The sequence below is a fragment of the Spirosoma rhododendri genome (assembly GCF_012849055.1).
GTDB classification, from domain to species: domain Bacteria; phylum Bacteroidota; class Bacteroidia; order Cytophagales; family Spirosomataceae; genus Spirosoma; species Spirosoma rhododendri.
The window spans coordinates 2,769,411-2,789,235 of record NZ_CP051677.1 but is presented as its reverse complement, the minus strand read 5'-3'; the positions used below and the strand labels follow the sequence as shown (position 1 = coordinate 2,789,235).

The 19,825-nt window shown below is 56.1% G+C and carries 13 protein-coding genes and 1 pseudogene; 11 read left to right on the top strand and 3 right to left on the bottom strand.

The features are described 5' to 3' along the window. Positions 1-76: 76 nt before the first annotated feature. The 8 genes and pseudogenes from HH216_RS11555 (at position 77) to HH216_RS11520 (ending at position 13,473) form a co-directional block, all read left to right on the top strand. On the top strand, positions 77-3,124 hold the full coding sequence (locus tag HH216_RS11555) for a SusC/RagA family TonB-linked outer membrane protein (protein WP_408641789.1): 3,048 nt from the start codon (positions 77-79) through the stop codon (positions 3,122-3,124). A gap of 194 nt (positions 3,125-3,318) precedes the next feature. Beyond that, complete coding sequence (locus HH216_RS11550; RefSeq protein WP_169550958.1) at positions 3,319-4,830, top strand: RagB/SusD family nutrient uptake outer membrane protein; 1,512 nt, start codon at positions 3,319-3,321, stop codon at positions 4,828-4,830. Positions 4,831-5,113: 283 nt separating this feature from the next. Continuing rightward, positions 5,114-7,788 (top strand): annotated as a pseudogene (locus tag HH216_RS11545) (c-type cytochrome). Positions 7,789-7,809: 21 nt separating this feature from the next. Next, the gene (locus tag HH216_RS11540; protein ID WP_169550957.1) at positions 7,810-8,571 is read left to right on the top strand and encodes a 3-keto-disaccharide hydrolase; all 762 of its coding nucleotides are present in this window, start codon (positions 7,810-7,812) and stop codon (positions 8,569-8,571) included. A gap of 92 nt (positions 8,572-8,663) precedes the next feature. Then, entirely contained in the window at positions 8,664-9,719 is a 1,056-nt protein-coding gene (locus tag HH216_RS11535) for an aldose 1-epimerase family protein (RefSeq protein ID WP_169550956.1), read from the top strand. Between the two features lie 71 nt (positions 9,720-9,790). Further along, positions 9,791-11,017, top strand: a complete 1,227-nt coding sequence (locus HH216_RS11530; protein ID WP_169550955.1) for a class I mannose-6-phosphate isomerase — start codon at positions 9,791-9,793, stop codon at positions 11,015-11,017. Positions 11,018-11,106: 89 nt separating this feature from the next. Continuing rightward, a complete protein-coding gene (locus HH216_RS11525; protein WP_169550954.1) occupies positions 11,107-12,132 on the top strand; it encodes a sugar phosphate isomerase/epimerase family protein in 1,026 nt (341 codons plus the stop codon). Between the two features lie 159 nt (positions 12,133-12,291). Beyond that, positions 12,292-13,473: a Gfo/Idh/MocA family protein gene (locus tag HH216_RS11520; protein ID WP_169550953.1), complete on the top strand. Its 1,182-nt coding sequence runs from the start codon at positions 12,292-12,294 to the stop codon at positions 13,471-13,473. 157 nt (positions 13,474-13,630) lie between these two features. On the opposite strand, the gene radA is transcribed toward HH216_RS11520, so the two are convergent. Next, a complete protein-coding gene (gene radA / locus HH216_RS11515) occupies positions 13,631-15,016 on the bottom strand; it encodes a DNA repair protein RadA (RefSeq protein WP_169550952.1) in 1,386 nt (461 codons plus the stop codon). A 217-nt stretch (positions 15,017-15,233) separates the two neighbouring features. Here radA and HH216_RS11510 point away from each other — a divergent pair, with 217 nt between their 5' ends. Beyond that, on the top strand, positions 15,234-15,908 hold the full coding sequence (locus HH216_RS11510; protein WP_169550951.1) for a porin family protein: 675 nt from the start codon (positions 15,234-15,236) through the stop codon (positions 15,906-15,908). Positions 15,909-15,980: 72 nt separating this feature from the next. On the opposite strand, the gene HH216_RS11505 is transcribed toward HH216_RS11510, so the two are convergent. Further along, positions 15,981-16,400 carry a LytR/AlgR family response regulator transcription factor gene (locus HH216_RS11505; RefSeq protein ID WP_169550950.1) on the bottom strand — a complete coding sequence of 140 codons (420 nt, stop codon included), beginning with the start codon at positions 16,398-16,400 and terminating at the stop codon, positions 15,981-15,983. A gap of 243 nt (positions 16,401-16,643) precedes the next feature. Continuing rightward, the gene (locus HH216_RS11500) at positions 16,644-17,075 is read right to left on the bottom strand and encodes a LytR/AlgR family response regulator transcription factor (RefSeq protein ID WP_169550949.1); all 432 of its coding nucleotides are present in this window, start codon (positions 17,073-17,075) and stop codon (positions 16,644-16,646) included. 388 nt (positions 17,076-17,463) lie between these two features. On the opposite strand from HH216_RS11500, the gene pheS reads away from it, so the two are divergent. Together pheS and HH216_RS11490 are read left to right on the top strand one after the other, a co-directional pair. Then, positions 17,464-18,504 carry a phenylalanine--tRNA ligase subunit alpha gene (gene pheS / locus HH216_RS11495; RefSeq protein ID WP_169550948.1) on the top strand — a complete coding sequence of 347 codons (1,041 nt, stop codon included), beginning with the start codon at positions 17,464-17,466 and terminating at the stop codon, positions 18,502-18,504. A gap of 117 nt (positions 18,505-18,621) precedes the next feature. Continuing rightward, entirely contained in the window at positions 18,622-19,812 is a 1,191-nt protein-coding gene (locus HH216_RS11490) for an exodeoxyribonuclease VII large subunit (protein ID WP_169550947.1), read from the top strand. Positions 19,813-19,825 lie beyond the last annotated feature (13 nt).

The following is a 19,825-nucleotide window of genomic DNA, read 5'->3' as shown; positions in this document are numbered from 1 at the left end:
TGATTGGCTCCCCGACCGGCAGAATTCAGCCGTCCGGGTTCCGTCACTCGCTATCCATTCAGGTCGCCCCAAACCAATGTCTGTTGCGAAGACTGCGCCCGTTGATGAAGAGGTGTCGGGGCGGGTTGTGGACGAAAACAACAATGGCCTACCGGGCGTGACGGTCGTCGTGAAAGGTTCGCAGAAAGGTACGACTACCGATGAGCAGGGTAGTTTTAAACTGGCCGTACCGGGGCCACAGTCGGTACTGGTGTTCAGCTTCGTGGGGTACGAAACCAAGGAAGTACCCGTCGGGACGAACAAGGTGCTGAACGTGTCGTTGGGGGCGGGCGACCAAACGCTGAATGAAGTCGTGGTCGTCGGGTATGGCAGTCAGTTGAAGAAGGAAATTACGGGGGCGGTGCAGAACGTTAGTGCGCAGGAAATCAAAGACCTGCCCGTTTCACAGATCGGCCAGAAATTACAGGGCCGGCTGGCGGGGGTGCAGATCAATCAGACGACAGGCAAGCCGGGACAGGGCATCAATATCCGCATCCGGGGGCAGGTGTCTGTATCGGCCGGCAGCGACCCGCTGTACGTGGTCGATGGCTTTCCGATTACCGGCACCATTGCTCAGCTCAACCCCGATGAGATCGACGATATTTCGATTTTGAAAGATGCCGCGTCGACTTCACTCTATGGGTCGCGGGCCGCCAACGGGGTGGTGCTGATTACGACCAAGAAAGGAAAGGTTGGCCAGACAACCATCAGCTTCAACGCGTTTGCGGGCGTGCAGCAGGTACCGCAGCGGGGCCGGGTGAAGATGCTCAACGCCGTGGAGTTTGCCCAGTTCAAGAAAGAGTACTATCAGGATCAGGGGCAGGCGGTACCGACCGAATTTCAGGACCCGTCGCAGTACGAAGGCAAAAACAACGACTGGTATGGTGCCCTGCTGCGGGTTGCACCGATTCAGAGTTACAACCTGACGGTGTCCTCGAACCGCGAACGGTCGAGCACGTCGCTGGTAGCGGGGATTTTCAATCAGGAGGGCGTGGTGATCAACAACAAGTACAAGCGCTACTCGCTGCGGATGAACTCGAACTACAACCTGACCGACCGGGTAGCCGTGGGGTTCAATGTGGCTCCCTCCTACGTGTTCGACAATACGCCCCGCACCGACGGCGACCGGGGCACGGGGATTCTGTTCAACGCCCTGCACACGTGGCCCGTCATGCCGATCCGTGATGCCAACGGCGACCTGACTAAGTTCAATCGCTTTCCGGGCAGTACGGGCAATATTTTTGATTACCCCAACTGGGTACGGGCGGCCAACGAACTGACCAATGAAACGCGCAACACCAACCTGCTCAGCAACGCCTACATCACCTACCGCCCCATCGCCGGGCTAACGCTCAAATCGACTATCAACATCGAATACCTGAACTCGAAGTTCTTCTTTTTCAACCCCTCAACGGCGACCAACGCCATCAACGTACCGATTCCAACGACGGCCGTTTCGATCCGGCAGAGCATCGAAAACGTGTCGTGGCTGAACGAAAACTTGGCGACGTATTCAAAGAGTTTTAACGACCATAACTTCGAACTGCTGGCCGGTTTTACGAATCAGCGGTTCCGGCAGGACATTACCCGGATTCAGGCCGACACTTACGCCAACGATCAGATCCCGACGATTCAGGGTGGTTTGAATATCAACCGCGCCGGAACAACGAGTGGGGTAAACGACTGGGCATTAACCTCCTATCTGTCGCGGCTGACGTACAATTACAAAGGCAAATACCTGTTCACGGCTGCGATTCGTACCGATGGATCGTCGCGGTTTGGCAGCAACAACCGCTGGGGTACGTTCCCATCGGCGTCGCTGGGCTGGGTGCTGTCGGACGAGAATTTCATGAAATCGATACCGACCATTTCATTCGCCAAAGTCCGCAGCAGCTACGGCATCATCGGCAACAACAACATCGGTAACTACACGCAGTACGCCCTGGTCGACAATACGACCAACGCGGTTTTCGGCAGCAACGTCGTGTCAGGGGCGGTACCGACGTCGCTGGCCAACCCGAATCTGGGCTGGGAAACGACCCGGCAATTCGACATCGGGCTGGACCTGGGCCTGCTCAACGACCGGATTCAGTTTGTGTATGACTTCTACACCAAGCGCACCACCAACCTGCTCTATGCCGTGCAGATTCCGCAGGAATCGGGCTTCACGAACTACAGCGACAACATCGGCGAAATCAAGTTCTGGGGCCACGAATTTTCCCTGACGACCAAAAACACAACGGGCCGACTCCAATGGACCACCAACGCCAACATCTCGTTTAACCGCAACCGGGTCGAAGCGCTGGCGCCGGGTATCGACCGGGTCTATGGCTCGTTCCACATCACGCAGGTCGGGCAACCCTTCGGGCAGTTTTATGGCATGGTGAAAGAAGGGTACTACCAGAACGCGCAGGACCTGGCCAATTCACCCGTCATTCCGGGCCGGTCGGCCGTAGGTACGATCAAGTTTAAAGACGTCAACGGCGACGGGGTTATCACCTACGGGGGCGACGCCGACGACCGGGCCATCATCGGCAGTCCGTTTCCGAAGTTCGTTTACGGTATCACCAACACCTTCCGCTACGGCAATTTCGACGCGTCAATTGTGGGGTCGGGTTCGCAGGGCAATCAGCTTTGGGTGCGGCACCTCTACAGCACGGCCAATCTCGATGGGGTGTTTAACCTGGTAGCGGGTGTGAAAGATCGCTTCCGCGTGGGCCCCGATGGTACGGTTATCACGCCGGGGGCTGGTCAGTTCGGCGCCACCAATGGCGGGGGCAACTTTACTGGCGTCGAGCGCGACTGGAACAGCAGTCAGTTTCTGGCCAACGCGTCGTATTTCACCATCAAGAACATCACCGTTGGCTACACCTTCGGACCGATGAACCGCTTTTTCAAGTCGGCGCGGGCGTACGCATCGGTGCAGCAGGTGTACGTCTTCACGAAATACACGGGCGGGCCAAACCCCGAAACCAGTGGCAACAACGCCGGCGACGGCGACGGCGGCAACCTGAGTCAAGGCGTCGACCTGTCGAATTACCCTGTTCCGCGCACGTTCACGCTGGGGGTCAATCTGAATTTCTAATTTTTTGTAGAGACGCGATCCAAAAGCATAGCTGCTAAGTGCTAGTCCGTTTGCCCCCCGGCCCCCTGAAGGGGGAGAAACTCATTCGCGGAATGCTCCCCCTTCAGGGGGCTGGGGGGTAAACGAACTAGCACTTGGAGTGAGGTATGATAACTGTTCGCAACGCTGTTTTTCAATTCAATTCCGACTTCAACATGAAAACACGATATATCGTAACCGGATTGCTGGCCGTGGCCATAGTCGGTTGCAAAAGCGATTTTCTGACCACTGTGCCGGAAACGGCCCTCAGCTCGGCAACCTTCTACAAGACCGAAGCCGACTTTCAGCAGGCCGTCAACGGGGCTTACGTACCGCTGCGGGCGCAGTATAACGAACGGGCCTGGGTGCTCGAAGAAATGCATTCCGACAATACGTACTACGCCCGGAACGTACTCTACGGCGCGGTAGACCCGACGGAGAACGTGGCTGACTTTGCCGTTCCGACAGCGGGTGGTGTTACGGCCAACGACAACGTACTCTGGGCGTTTCGGTACAACTACCAGATCATCGCCCGGACGAATCAACTGCTGTCGCAGATCGACGGGGTAACGTTCAGTAGTGCCGATACCAAAAACAACATCAAAGGGCAGGCGGAGTTTCTACGCGCCTTTGCCTACTTCGATCTGGTGCGGCTGTTCGGTAAAGTACCGCTCCACCTGACGCCCGCAACGGGTCGGGAAGATGCCGCGCTACCGCTGGCAACGACCGACGAGGTGTACGCGCAGATCGAAAAGGACGCGAAAGACGCCAGTTCGATGCTGCTGAACAAAGCAAAGCAGGAAGCAGGTCGGGCTACGTCGGGAGCCGCGAAAACGTTGCTGGCGAACCTGTACATCACGCAAAAAAAATGGGCGCAGGCCGAAACGCTGCTTCGGGAGGTCGTAACCAACGACGGGTACGCGCTGATGCCCGACTACAACGACGCCTTTTCGTATACTGGCTCGAACAAGAACAATCAGGAATCGGTGTTCGAGGTGCAGTACATGGAAGGGTCGGGCGGCTACAACGGCAACCAGATTTACCGCTTCATGCCGTCGCCGATTACGGCTGCCGAGCTGAAACCGATCACGGGTACGAGTAACACCCAGCCAACCTCACAGGAAAGCAACAACATCCCGACGCCCGACCTGATTGCGGCTTACGAATCAGGCGACAAGCGCAAGGACATTTCCATTGGCTCCGTCACGCTGAGCCAGAGTCTGCGCGACGACAAGACGTATCCGTACATCAAAAAATACGCCCGGACGCACGCGCTGCAAAACATCACGGGGCAAAACTGGCCAGTATACCGCTACGCCGAGGTGCTGCTGTTCATGGCCGAATCGCTGAACGAACAGGGCAAAACGGGCGAAGCAGCTACCTATCTCAATCAGGTGCGCAGCCGGGCGGGGCTGGCTGTAACAACCGCCAGTTCGCAGGCCACCATGCGCGAAGCGATTTTCAAAGAACGGCGCGTTGAACTGGCCTTCGAAAACAAGCGCTGGTTCGACCTGACGCGTACGGGTCGGGTAAAAGAGATCATCGGTGCGTACGGGGCAAATGTGAAGGCCAGGCCGCAGGATTATTACTTTCCGAAGGGTGCCGTTCCACCGCCAAACGCCTTTACGGTGCTGGATGATTACTACGGCCTGCCCGCCGTTGAAGCGGCTTTATCCCCGTATTTCTAAACTCGATATAATTATAAATCACGCCGATCTGTCTTATGCTGTTACCTACCGTAATGGCCTCCCCGGCCTGATTTTACCGCGCACGTTTCATCCCCAGATGGCACTGTAGAGACGCAATCCGTTGTGTCTTGGCGCCAGATGACATTTCACTGGATGGTGCGCTGAGACGCGAAAGATCGTCGCACCAGTCTCTACCTGAACCACCAACTGCACTGTTTCCAGGGGTCGTCGCAAAGACCGGCCATAAACCGAATACTCTAAACCGAAAACCGGACAACCGTCTATGCATTCCCGAATCAACGTACTAAAACTTGGCGTATTCGTGTCGGCCCTTGTGCTACTTGGCGCATCGTGGGTGAGCCTGCACTACCCAGAAACGGACCGGCAAGGGGCCGAAAATCCGAAGGTCGAGAAGATCAAACTGCAACCCGGTTTCAAGGCTGAACACATTTATAGCCCGTCGGAAAACAAGCAGGGGTCGTGGGTAGCTATGACCTTCGACGACAAAGGGCGACTCATCGTGTCCGATCAGTACGGTAGTTTGTACCGGCTTAAAATACCGGCTGTCGGTGCCGGATCGACCGCGCCCGAAATCGAGAAGCTGGCGGTGAGTAAGGATACGAGCGTGGGTATGGGTTACGCGCAGGGATTGCTTTATGCGTTCAACAGCCTCTACGTGATGGTGAATAACCGGCCCAGCAAGCAATTCCCGAAACCCAGCGGACTGTACCGCTTGCAGGATACCGACGGCGACGATCAGTTCGACAAGGTGACGATGATTCGCGAACTGAAGGGCGAGGGCGAACACGGCCCGCATAGCATCGTGATGGCCCCGACAAAAAATCGCTCTACGTCATCAGCGGTAACCACACCGACGTACCGCCGATGGACGCGTACCGGCTGCCGTCGAACTGGAAGGAAGACAACCTGTTTCCGCTGATTAAAGACCCGCGCGGCCACGCCGTCGATCGAATGGCACCGGGCGGCTGGGTGGCGCAGATCGACCCGGAAGGGAAGCGCTGGGAGTTGATGGGCGCGGGCTTCCGCAACGCCTTCGACGTAGCGTTCAACGAAGCAGGCGACATGTTCACCTACGACTCCGACATGGAGTGGGACTTTGGCCTGCCCTGGTACCGCCCAACGCGCATTTGCCACGTACCGAGCGGGGCCGAGTTTGGCTGGCGTACCGGCGACAGCAAGTGGCTACCCGGCAACCCCGATAACTTGCCCCCTGTGCTGAACATCGGGCAGGGGTCGCCGACCAACGTCGTCTACGGCGGCACGGCGAAGTTTCCGAAGAAATACCGCGAGTCGCTGTTCGCCTTCGACTGGAGCTTCGGTATCATCTACGCCATTCACCTCAAACCCAAAGGCTCGACCTATGAGGGCGAGCGTGAGGAGTTTATTTCAGGAACACCCCTTGCCGTAACAGACGGCGTCATTGGTCCCGATGGTGCGCTGTACTTCATGACCGGCGGTCGTCGGCTGGAGTCAGACCTGTACCGGGTCTACTACAACGGCAATGAATCGAACGCACCGCAGACGCCCACACTCACCGCCGAGCACAAGCTACGTACCGATCTGGAGGAGTATCACAAAGGGCCGAACCCGGCGGCTGTAGCAGCTGCATGGCCGAACCTCAACCACCCCGACCGCTTCGTCCGCTATGCTGCCCGTATCGCCGTAGAGCACCAGCCCGTTGCGCAATGGCAGGAGAAAGCCCTCGCTGAAACCGACCCGCAGCGGGCCACACAGGCCATTATCGCGCTGGCCCGGCAGGGTAGCCCCGACCTGAAAAGCAAGGCGTTGGCCACGCTGATGACGATCAACTACGACAAGCTATCCGAATCGCAGCAGTTCGATCTGACGCGAGCGTTTGAGCTGGTTTTCCTGCGGATGGGTGCGCCCGATGCCGCTGACAAAGCAAAAGTCACGGCCTACCTAAGTCCGAAATATCCTGCAAAAACCGCCCTACTCAACCGGGGCCTGAGCAAAGTGCTGATCTATCTGGAAGCGCCGGGTGTGGTGGAGAAAACGCTGGCGCTGATGGACAAGAAAGACGAGCCCGGCAGCAACAGCCTCGGCCTGACACCGTCCACCGAATCGTCGGACCTCATTCTGCGGAACCCACAGTACGGCATGGATATCGCCAAGATGCTCGCCAAAGTACCGCCCCTGCAACAAACCTATTACGCCGTGATGCTCAGCCGCGACGCGTCGAACTGGACACCGGCTTCACGGGATAAGTACTTTACGTGGTTCGGCAACGCGTTCAAATACGAGGGTGGCCGCAGCTACGTTGGCTTCATCGATCGGGCGCGGAAGCTGGCATTGGCGCACGTACCAAAAGAGCAGTTTGCGAAGTACGACAAGCTGTCCGGGGCCGATCTGCTGACGAGTTCGGGCAACGACATCGTTATGAGCGGCTACGCACCCAAAGGTCCCGGTCGTCGCTGGACACTCGACAATGCCGTTGCCATGCTCGACACCGGTTCGCACCACCCTGATTTTGCGACGGGTCAGAAAATTTATTCGGCCATTCTGTGCGGGCACTGCCACGCCATGCAGGGCAGCGGTGGCGACATCGGCCCCGACCTGACGCAGCTCGGCACGCGCTTCTCGAACAAAGACATTCTGGAAGCCATCATCGAACCCAGCAAAACGGTTTCGGACCAGTATGCGTCGACGGTGTTTGTGCTGAAAAACGGGCAGTCGGTCGTGGGGCGACTAGTCAACGAAGACAAGGCGAACTACATCATTTCGCAGAATCCGTTTGCCGCCGATCAGACGCGGAAGGTGCCGAAGAAAGACGTCACGGCGAAGCGTTACTCGCCCGAATCGATCATGCTCCCTGGCCTGATCAACAGCCTGAACAGCGACGAGCTGAAAGACCTGATGGCCTATCTAAAATCAGGCGGCAACCAGAAAAACGAAGTCTACAAAGCTGGCGGCAAGTAAAATACCCCACCTCAACTCACTATGCGAACAAAATATATCATTGCAGTAGCCCTGCTAATACTCGGTACAGCTACCGCCAGCCACGCACAGCGCAAAAAAAGCAACGACGGCTTCGTCGCCATTTTCGACGGCAAAACGCTGAACGGCTGGGATGGCGACAAAACTTACTGGCGCGTGGAAGACGGCTGCCTGACCGGCGAAATAACGCCCGAAAAGCTACTTAAAACGAACTCATTCATTATCTGGCAGGGCGGCAAACCCGGCGACTTTGAACTAACAGGCCAGTTTAAAATCACCGAAGCGGGCAACTCCGGTATCAACTACCGCAGCGATCAGCTCACCGACGTGCCCTACGCCCTACGCGGCTATCAGGCCGACATTGATGGCAAGAACCGCTACACCGGACAGAACTACGAGGAGCGCAAACGCACGACGCTGGCGTACCGGGGGCAGAAAACAGAAATCGCCCCCTATACCGGTCCCGCCAACCCCGACTCGATTCGAACGCGGGTGAAGAACAATGCCTGGACGGGAATGCAGGTCGTCGGGTCGCTGGGCAAGTCGGATTCGTTGCAAACTCTGATTAAAACCAACGACTGGAACACGTTTCACCTCGTCGTCAAAGGCAACCGGCTTCAGCACTACATCAACGACGTACTGATGAGCGACGTCACCGACGACGACACCGTCAACCGCAAAGCCAACGGCCTGCTCGGCGTTCAAGTTCACGTCGGCCCACCCATGAAAGTACAGTACAAAGACCTGATGCTGAAGCAAATGTAACTTCTGTTCAAGGTTTAATGGCCAAGGTTTAAGGTTATCACCAACTACCGGCAACCAACGTTAAACCTTAAACTTTAAACCTTAAACCTATCTTGACTCCCTGGACCAATAAAGTCTCGAATCCGGCGCAGATCGGAGGTATTGAAACGTCGGTGCTCGACAATGGCACGGGGCGGGGTGTGCGTATCGCGTGGATCAACACCGGCGCGGGGTTGCGCTACAAGGTCGTACTCGACCGGGCAATGGATATCTACGACGCCTTTTACAATCAGCACAGTCTGGCGTGGCTGAGCGACACTGGCATCACGTCGCCCGCCCCCTTCTCCGACAAAGGCGTCGACTGGCTCCGCACGTTCGGCGGTGGTTTGCTCATAACCTGCGGACTCTCGCACGTGGGCGGACCGGAGAAAGACGAGTTTGGCGAACGAGGTATTCATGGCCGCATCAGTAACCTCCCCGCCGAGTTGGAGTCGATTAGTCAGCCCGATCCAATGACCGGCAAACTGGACATGAGCCTGACCGGTCGGGTACGCGAAACAACCATTTTCGGCCCGCGATTGGAGATGAAGCGAACCATCAGTAGTACACTCGGCCGACCCGCAATTCGCTTCCGCGACGAGATTACGAACCGGGGTAACACCGCCGTGCCGCATATGCTGCTGTACCATTTCAACTTCGGCTGGCCGCTGGTCGATGAAGGCACGAAGATCATCTGGCAGGGCGATTGGCAGGCGCGGGAAGGCGGTATCAACGACCGAATTTTCCGCGACGGCAACGATTTCAAAACCTGCCCCGCCCCCCTCGACGATCACCTCGGCAACGGGGAGGCCGTCGCCAACATCGACATCACACCCGACGCTAACGGCCTGTGTACGGCGGGTCTGTACAACGAAAAACTTGGGTTGGCGATGGCCTTGCGGTTCAACAAAGCGCAGTTGCCGTGGCTAATCAACTGGCAACACTGGGGACAGAACGAGTACGTGACGGGTATCGAACCAGCCACTAATCGGCTCATTGGTCAGCAAAAAGCCCGTGAACGGAACGAGCTTATTTTCCTTCAACCCGGCGAAACCCGCACCTACGAACTCGAACTGGAAATCCTGACCGACGCAGCCGCGATTCAGCATCTTATAGAAGAAAGAGGATAGACGAAACTGTCCTCGACAGCAGGATGCTGCCGAGGACAACCTTAAACCTAAGACCTTAAACCTCAAACCTAATGGAAACCACTGCAACGATGAGCCTTGCCCAGAAAGCCCTCGAACAGGGGCAGGGCATCCTCCGCCTGACCCCTACCTGGGTCCCGCGTTCGTTCTGCGTCCCCGGTCGGCGCATCAAACTCCACCCCGACGATTACTACGTGCTGGGTGGCGAGCGGGGCGGCATCGACGAACGCTGGTTCTCGTCGACTACCCCCGCAAAGAACGGACCATTGACCGGCGAAAACGAAGGGCTGAGCCACATTGTCTGCACCGACGAAGACGGCAACGAAACGCAGTTTCTGCTGAAAGATGCCGTCGAGGAATTGAAAGGCGAACTCATCGGCGACCGGCTCTGGAACGAATACCAAAGCTGGCCGATGTACTCTAAATTCTTTGATAACATGGGTCCCCTCCCCCACCACCTGCACCACAACGACGAGCAGGCGGCACTAATCGGGCAGTTGGGCAAACCCGAAGCGTACTATTTCCCGCCACAGGTCAACAACCACGGTGGCGACTTCCCGTACACGTTTATCGGCATCGCGCCCGGCACCACCAAAGAGCAGATTAAGGATTGCCTGCAAAACTTCACGAAGGGCGACAACAAGATCACCAATTACTCGTCGGCATTCCGGCTCGAACCGGGCACGGGCTGGGACGTACCGCCCGGTTTGCTGCACGCGCCCGGCAGCATGTGCACGTATGAGCCGCAGAAAGCGTCGGACGTGTTTGCCATGTACCAGTCGCTGGTCAACGAAGCGATTATCCCGGAAGAACTGCTCTGGAACGGTACCCCGAAAGATCAAATCGGCAACTACGACCAACTGATGGAAGCTATCGACTGGGACCTCAACACCGACCCGCAGATGATGACGAACCGGTTTATGCGCCCCAAACCCGTCCGCGACGAAGCGCAGATGGAAGCCGACGGCTACCGCGAAGTGTGGGTGTGCTATAAGTCCGACGCGTTCAGTGCCAAAGAGCTGACCGTCCTGCCGGGTCAAACGGTGACGATCAGAGACAGCGCGGCCTACGGGCTGATTATGATGCAGGGCCACGGCAAAATGGGCGTGTGGGACATCGAAACGCCGACCATGATTCGCTATAGCCAACTGACCAATGACGAGTTCTTCGTCAGCGAAAAAGCTGCGATGGAGGGTGTACAAATTACCAATCACTCCACCACTGACCCCATCGTCATGCTCAAACACTTCGGCCCGAATAATCCAGACATGATTCTCTAGTTCAATGTCTAAAGTTTAACGTTTAAGGTTGTAACTCTCTGTTGTCAAGCACCCTAACCTTAGACATTAAACCATAAACCTTAAACCCAATGGAAAATAACTTCCCCAAACTACACAACGCCATGTGGCCGGGTGTGGTGGGCAAAGGGCCGGACTCGGAGCCGGTCGTACCGTTCGATACGATGCTCGAAATGACCGCAGCGGCCGATGTTGGTGGCGTAAAATTCGACGGTGTCGACATTGCGCTGTTCGAGCACATGGACGTCAATATGTCGGACGATGAGATCAAGCGGATGGCCGATAAAGTCGCGAGATACAATCTGAATATCGGGTCGATGGTCGCGCCGATCTGGGGTGGTTCGGCGATGGGCAGCAAAGACAAGCGCGACCATTTTATTGAGATGGTGCGCAAAGCCTGCCACATCGGTCAGAAGCTGAAAGAAATCGGTATCCGGCCCTACGGCGTCATCCGCATCGATTCGTCGGCCTCCCCCACCGACTGGGACTCCGACCCGACCGGCAATCAAAAGCAGATCGTGGAGACGTTTCAGCAAGCCTGTGACGTGGCCGCCGACTACGGCGAACAGCTCGCGGCCGAGGGCGAAATCTGTTGGGGCGGTATGCACAGCTGGAAAACCATGCTCGACACGCTCGAATCCGTTGACCGGCCGAACATGGGATTTCAGGCCGACATGGCGCATACACTACTCTACACGATGGGCTACAACCGTGAGCAGGACCGTATTCTACCCCCCAATTTTGACTGGAACGACCGGGCTACGCTTGAAGACGCGCTACGCACCCTGACCAACGCCCTGCGCCCCTGGACCACCGATTTTCACGTCGCCCAGAACGACGGCACGGTGTTCGGCTCCGGTTCGCACGACAAAACCGGGCGGCACTGTCAGGCCCTTGACCCCAATGGCAAACTCGACGTCGTACACGACGCGGGCTACTGGCTGCGCGACGAAAGTGGTCAACTGACCAAAGCGTTTAAGCACATTTGCTGGGACGGCTGCATGTTCCCCAACAACGTAATGACCAGCCAGCAAACCTGGAACGACATCCTGGCCACCATGATCGACGTGCGAAGAAAACACGGTTGGCAAATGTAGAGACGAGAACGGTCCGGCGTCCCGGCCTTCGCGTCTCAGCCCGCGTCAACCTAGATGCGGCAGCAATACCGTCCGGCGCGGCAACCATCCGGCGGTGAGACGCGAAGGCCGGGCCGCCGGTGCGGTCGCGTCTCTACAATTCCACAAACCCTAAAAACTATGCCCTCCAAAAAAGAAATACGTATCGGCCTGATTGGTACCGGGTTTATGGGCCGGACGCACTCCAACGGCTACAACCGCGTGCCTAACTTCTTCCCCGACCTGATGCATACGCCCGTGCTGAAGACAGTATGCTCACGCAACGCCGAAAAGGTGCAGGCGTTTGCCGATCAGTGGGGCTACGAATCCATCGAAACCGACTGGCGGGCCGTCATCGCCCGCGACGACATCGACGCCGTCGACATCTGTACGCCCAACGACTCCCACGCCGAAATCGCCATTGCTGCGGCCAAAGCGGGTAAGATGATTTTGTGCGAAAAACCGCTGGCCCGCACCGTTACGGAAGCGCAGCAGATGGCCGACGCGGTGGAGAAAGCGGGCGTCGCCAATACGGTCTGGTACAACTACCGGCGCATTCCGGCCGTAACGCTGGCGAAACAGCTTATCACATCGGGCAAGCTCGGCCGGATTTTTCACTACCGCGCCAACTTTTTGCAGGACTGGACCATCAGCGCCGACGTCCCGCAGGGCGGTACCGGCACCTGGCGCATGGACGTCGACGCGGCCGGTTCGGGCGTTACGGGCGATCTGCTGGCGCACTGCATCGATACGGCGATGTGGCTCAACGGGGCCATTACCGACGTATCAGCCGTCACGGAAACGTTTGTGAAAGAGCGGATGCACGCGCTGACCGGTAAAGTGCAGCCCGTCGGGATCGACGATGCCTGTATTTTTCACTGCCATTTCCAGAATGGGTCGCTGGGCCTGTTCGAGTCGACGCGATACGCACGGGGGCACAAGGCGCTGTATACCTTCGAGATCAACGGCGAACACGCGTCGATCCGCTGGGATTTGCACGACCTGAACCGGCTGGAATACTTCGATCACCGCGACGAGGGCATTGTGCGCGGCTGGCGGTCGATTCACGTCACCGACGGCGACCAACCTTACATGGACAAGTGGTGGGTGCCGGGACTGGGTATCGGCTACGAGCACAGCTTCATCCACCAGGCCGCTGACTTCTTCAAAAGCCTGGACACCGGCGAACCCTGCCGCCCCACCTTCCGCGACGCACTCGAAACGCAGAAAGTATGCGAAGCCGTACTGGAATCAGCCACTTCGCGCCGTTGGCAAGACACCGGCGTCGAAGAATTCGCCGGATTCAATCAAGAATTGGTGTAGCATCTGACAGTCTACTACCAAAAACGAAATTTGTCATTCCGAGCGTGCGAGGAATCTTCGCACTGAGCAGATAAACATCCTCATCCGAAGATTCCTCGCACGCTCGGAATGACAAATTCTTCTCATGGGAATGTTGATTGTACGTCTGGGCTATACACTACATCAACACCCCCTGAAACACCTCGTCGAGCCGCGATACGGGGCGCAGGTCAATTTTGAAGCCTTTCGCGTCCAGCCCTTTCAGGTTGTATCGCGAGATGAACATCTTTTTAAAGCCCAGCTTTTCCGCTTCGGCAATGCGCGACTCGATCCGGCTAACGGCCCTCACTTCGCCACCCAGCCCAATCTCAGCGGCAAAAGCAACCGACGGCGAGATGGCAATATCCTCGTAACTCGACACGACGGCCGCGCAAACGGCCAAATCAATCGCCGGATCTTCGACGCGCAGGCCACCGGCAATGTTGAGAAATACGTCCTGCTGCCCCAGCCGAAAACCACCGCGCTTTTCCAATACGGCAAGCAGCATGTTCAGCCGCTTGGCATCGAAGCCGGTGCTGCTACGCTGCGGTGTACCGTAGGTCGCGACGCTGACCAACGCCTGCGTTTCGATCATCAGTGGGCGGTTACCCTCCAGCATCGACCCAATCGTGACGCCACTCAGGGCTTCGTCGCGCTGCGAAATCAGAATCTCAGAAGGGTTCGTCACCTGCCGCAACCCCGTACCGAGCATTTCGTAGATACCCAGTTCGTCGGTGCTGCCGAAACGGTTTTTCGTCGTACGCAGAATCCGGTAGGTCGTGTGGCGGTCGCCTTCGAAGGTCAGCACCGTATCGACCATGTGTTCCAGCACTTTCGGTCCTGCCAGCGAGCCTTCCTTCGTGATGTGGCCGATCATAAACACCGGAACACCACTTTCTTTGGCGTATTTCATAAACTCCGACGTGCACTCGCGTACCTGCGACACGCTCCCCGCCCCCGACTCTACCAGCGACGACTGCATGGTCTGAATCGAGTCGATAATCAGCACTTCGGGTTCAAAATGCTCGACCACACGGAAGATGTTCTGCGTGGAGGTTTCGCTCATCACGTGGCAGTCGCTGGTAGGTGCGTCGAGTCTTTCGGCACGCATTTTTATCTGCTGCTCGCTTTCTTCGCCCGACACGTACAGCACCCGCATCCCGGCCAGGCTGAGCGCGATTTGCAACAACAGCGTCGACTTACCGATGCCCGGCTCTCCACCAATCAGCACCAGCGAACCAGCCACGATACCGCCCCCCAGCACCCGGTTCAGTTCGGCGTCGGTAGTGGCAATGCGCGGCTGCTCCTCGTAGTTGATGGCATGCAGCGGTTTAGGCTTGGCGGCTACTCGGACGTTACCCGGCCCGCTCGACGGACTGCGCCAGCCCCCCTTTTCGGGTTCGTCTTTCTGAACGACTTCTTCAACGATGGTATTCCACTCGCCACAGGCCGGGCAACGGCCCAGCCATTTAGGCGTCTGGTTCCCACAATTCTGACAGAAATAGGTAGTTTTTAGCTTGGCCATCAATGAGTTGACTACTATTATTTGTGCACAGTCATCGGGCCAATTAAACCCAAATTACTGTTTGCATTCTAACCGCTGGCAGTCTTAGAAAGGCACTGTTTTTGACGTACCAAACGGTACAAGTAGAACGCCGTTCCATCGAAATTAGTTGGCCCCACGTACCCTGCCGCTTCATTTCCCGTTACCTAAAAGCAAGTCACTACAAACACATTAACGTATGAAAAAGACAGTCCTTTTTGCCGCGCTTACCTTATTGCCGGCCCTTACCTTCGCCCAGTTTTCAGTTGGTATCAAGGGGGGCGTTAATCTATCAAAACTGTCGTTCGGTAATTTCGTAAACGTCGGCACCAACGCGAATGGATCACCAAACGTCGGCGTCGACGGGCAAACATTCCGTAATAGTTTGAGCGATAGTTATTCTACCCGCACCGGCACCTCGTTTGGCGTGTACGCCCGCATTGGTAAAAACCTGTTTATCCAACCTGAGCTACTTTATTCCACCCGGCAGGGATCACTCGACGTGGTCCGCAACGGCGTAACGGAGTCAGCAACGATCCGGACAACCAGTTTCGATGTGCCACTGCTGCTTGGCATCAAAGGTGGTCCCATCCGGATCATGGCAGGGCCGGTCGCGTCGTTTCGTATCGACAACAATCAGGGACTTGGTGATGCCCTTCGCCAGTATACCAACAACTCGCTCAACGACGCCTGGAAAAAAGCCTACTACGGCTATCAGGTGGGTGGCGGTCTCGACCTCGGTCCGATCGGTCTCGATGTGCGTTACGAAGGCAACCTGACTGACATTGCGCAGATCAACGCCAACGGCTCCAGCGCTCAGTTCGGGCAGCGATTCAAGTCGTGGCAGATTACACTGGCTTACAAATTACTGTAAGTCGTCCCGGTCAGTCAGCAAAAAGGGCCACCCGCGCGGGTGGCCCTTTTTGTTAGCTGGTATATCCTGAATCTAGTTAACCAGCTTTTGCTGATACTGTGCCAGTTGCAGGGCGATCTCCTTCATGCGTCGGCGTGAAATAGCTACCTCACGTCCATCGGCCAGCCGAATCCGCCGTTCGGTGCTGAATGGCCCCTGCTGAACGTATGCCATATTAACCATGTATGATTTGTGGATGCGTAGAAACATCGACTCATCCAGTGTTCTTTCGAACTCTTTTAGTGTCTTCGACACTAAATATTTCTTCCGATCCCGCGTACACAGGTACGTATAATTTCCTTCGCCCTGCAAACAAATTATGTCATCTACCGAAATAAAAACGGTACGATTCAGGTACGGGAGTGCAATGCGTTGCATGCCGCGCTGGTAAGCACTCGGATACTGCGGAGCGATGATACTGGCAGCAGTTGAAGGAAATTGAGTCGGTTTCATGGGCAGGTGTGTCTGATTGTTTCTCCGTTCTTGTTGAAACAAAATTATCGACCAACCTCCACCTCAGAAAAAGACGCTTAACTCAAATCTGCCTTCTTCAACAGAGAACTAATTTATTTTCAGGCACTTAGCTAACAAATAGAAAAACCTTTAGGGGGTATTCACTCGACTTAATACGTAGAAATACGTGGTCGATCCCATCAGCAGTTTACACCAGTTAATTGCGCATTTTCGCAGCCCGAATTAGTTGACCAGCACCGACTGATAACTACGAATCCGATCCATAAACATTTGCGCCCGACGCCGGGAGATTTTCACCTGCTGACCATCTGTTAGTTCAAGCTCACCTTCTTTTTTAATGAAAAACTTGCGCACAAAACTCAGATTAACAATGCACGATTTGTGAACCCGTACAAATGACTCGTCGGTGAGCAGCGTTTCGTACTCTTTCAATGTGCGTGAAACCAGCATTTTCGTCCCATCCTTCAGGAAGAAGTTCGTGTAGTTCCCGCACCCTTCGAGCCGTACAATTTCATCCGCAAAAACTGTTCGTTTCCGATCGTAAAAAGGAATCAGCAGCTTTTGAGTTGTGGTAGAATCGGCAATTTTTTCTACACTTTTGGGGAACGGAGTAGACATCGACTCGAAAAGGGGTTCGCTGACAAATGGCTTCATGATTATCTTGTGAAGTTGGTAAGTAAGACTGATTACGTGTTGACAGTCAGCCTCTTGCAAAAGATTAACACTATCTGTTTACAAGTATCAGCCAGGTATACTAATCGCTCATTACTGTGGCCTGTCAGTCAATGGTAGTACAACAATCAGACCCTAACGGACTTATCGACGTATATTCATTCGTCCAGTTCCCTTCACTGTAATTTTTTGAAAATCAGGCACAAGAGTCTGTCACATCGCACCTTTCCGGTAGCGACCGTTCCGCTACAACGTCAGTATCAGCCGCTTACGTTAACATATGTTACTGCCTGACAAGACACAGCCAGCCATGAACAGGCCGTGACTTTTCTGTACCTTTGTGGTTTGACAATAGCCAATAAGCAGACGTATGCTGGAGAACGTTGACGCGATCCAACAGGAGATAGAACAGTACGAGGTGCGCTCGAAAGATGAACTGGAACAGTTCCGGATGCGCTATATCAGCCGTAAAGGTGTTGTTACAGCTTTGTTCGATGCCCTCAAACAAGTACCGGCCGATCAGCGTCGGGCGGTGGGGCAGGCGTTGAACGGCCTGAAGAATGCCGCTCAGGCCCGATTCGATGCGTTCAGCGAGTCGCTTGAACAGCAGCAGGCTACCAACACTACCCCGCCATTCGACCTTACGCTACCGACCGTGCCCAACCTGACCGGTAATCAGCATCCGCTGAATCTGGTACGGCAGCGCATCATTCAGATTTTTGAGCGTATCGGCTTTAACGTTGCCGACGGCCCGGAAATCGAGTCGGACTGGTACAATTTCGGGGCACTCAACTTCCCCGACAACCACCCGGCCCGCGACATGCAGGACACGTTCTTTATCCGCAAAGCGACCGAGGGCGAGCCGGGGGGCGATGTGCTGCTGCGTACACACACGTCGAACGTGCAGATTCGGCTGATGGAACATACCAAGCCGCCCATTCGGTCGATTATGCCGGGGCGGGTGTACCGCAACGAAACGATTTCGGCCCGCGCCCATTGCATGTTCCACCAGGTCGAAGGCTTGTACATAGACCGGAACGTGGGTTTTAAAGATCTGAAAGACACGCTCTATCATTTCGTGAAAGAGATGTTCGAGCCGGGTACGCAGATTCGGTTTCGCCCGTCGTACTTCCCCTTCACCGAACCCAGCGCTGAGATCGACATCTCCTGTCAGATTTGCGGGGGTAAGGGCTGCAACATCTGTAAGCACAGCGGCTGGGTCGAGATTGCCGGTTCCGGTATGGTCGATCCGCAGGTGATTGCCAATTGCGGCATCGACCCGGAGGAATACACCGGCTTTGCTTTCGGTATGGGTATCGAACGGATCACCCAGCTGAAGTACGTCGTCAACGACCTGCGTCTGTACACCGAAAACGACATCCGCTTCCTCCGGCAGTTCGCTGGTCAATGATAGAATGAGTGAGTGATAGAATGAGTGAATGAAAAGTTGCAACACAGCGATTAATCAGTCATTCTATCACCGCACGGGTGGCCCCGTCAATCATTCTGTCACTCAATCATTCAATACATGTCTCCCATCCGTCTGTCTGATCTGGCTTTTACGCTGAACGCGGTCGTCGACGACGCGTTTGGAGGTCGGCCATTGTGGGTGGTGGCCGAAACGAGTGACATTAAGAATTATCCCGACCGGGGGTACTGCTTCATGACGCTCGTGGAACGGGAAGGCCGCGAAACGACGGCCAAGCTGGAAGCCTGCATCTGGCGCCGACATTACCACACGATTCGCGATTTCGAACAGGCAACGGGCGTGGCCTTTGCCCGTAATATTCAGTTGCTGTTGCAGGTTGTCGTCAGCTTTAACCCCGTCTACGGACTGCGGCTGGAGATCGTTAAGATCGACCCGGCTTACACACTAGGGAATCTGGAGCGCGAACGGCAGGCCGTACTTGACACGCTCGTCGCGCAGCACCCCGACCTGATCTGGGTTGAAGCCGGGCAATACATTACGTCGAATCAGCTCCTGCCCCGCCCTACGGTGATACAGCGGCTGGCACTGATTACTGCCCCCAACTCCGATGGATGGCGCGACTTCCGGCACGAACTGGCGCAGAATCCGCTGGGCTACGACTTTGTGGTTGACGAGTATCTGTCGCAGGTGCAGGGGCAGGGTGCCGAACGGGCTATTTGCGCGCAACTCGACAAGATTCTGGCTAGTCAAACTGCCTACGACGCGGTCGTGATCGTGCGGGGGGGTGGTTCGCAGCTTGACTTCGGTTCGTTTGATACCTACGAACTGGGCCGGGCCGTTGCGGGCTTTTCCATACCCATCTTGGCCGGTATCGGCCACGAACGTAACGTCAGCATTACCGACCTGCTGTGCCATCAGAGCGTAAAGACGCCGACGAAAGCCGCTGCGTTTCTGATTGAGCACAACCGGCAGTTTGAGGAGCGTTGCCTGTACCAGCGCGAACGACTGCTCAATGCTACCCGGACCAGCCTGCAACATGCCCGCGAGCAGCTCGACAGCGAGACCGAGCGGTTCCAGTTTATAATGCACAACTATTTCCGCGATCGCCACACCGACCTGACGGAAAAAGCCGTAACGCTACGCCACCTCGACCCGGCCAACGTGCTGAAACGGGGTTACGCCATGCTGCTGCGCAACGGACAGATACTGACGAAAGCCTCCGATGTCCGCCCGGGCGACGCGCTCCAGGTACAGTTGAGCGACGGCAGCGTACAGGTGATCAGTCAGTAACGACACATTCAGA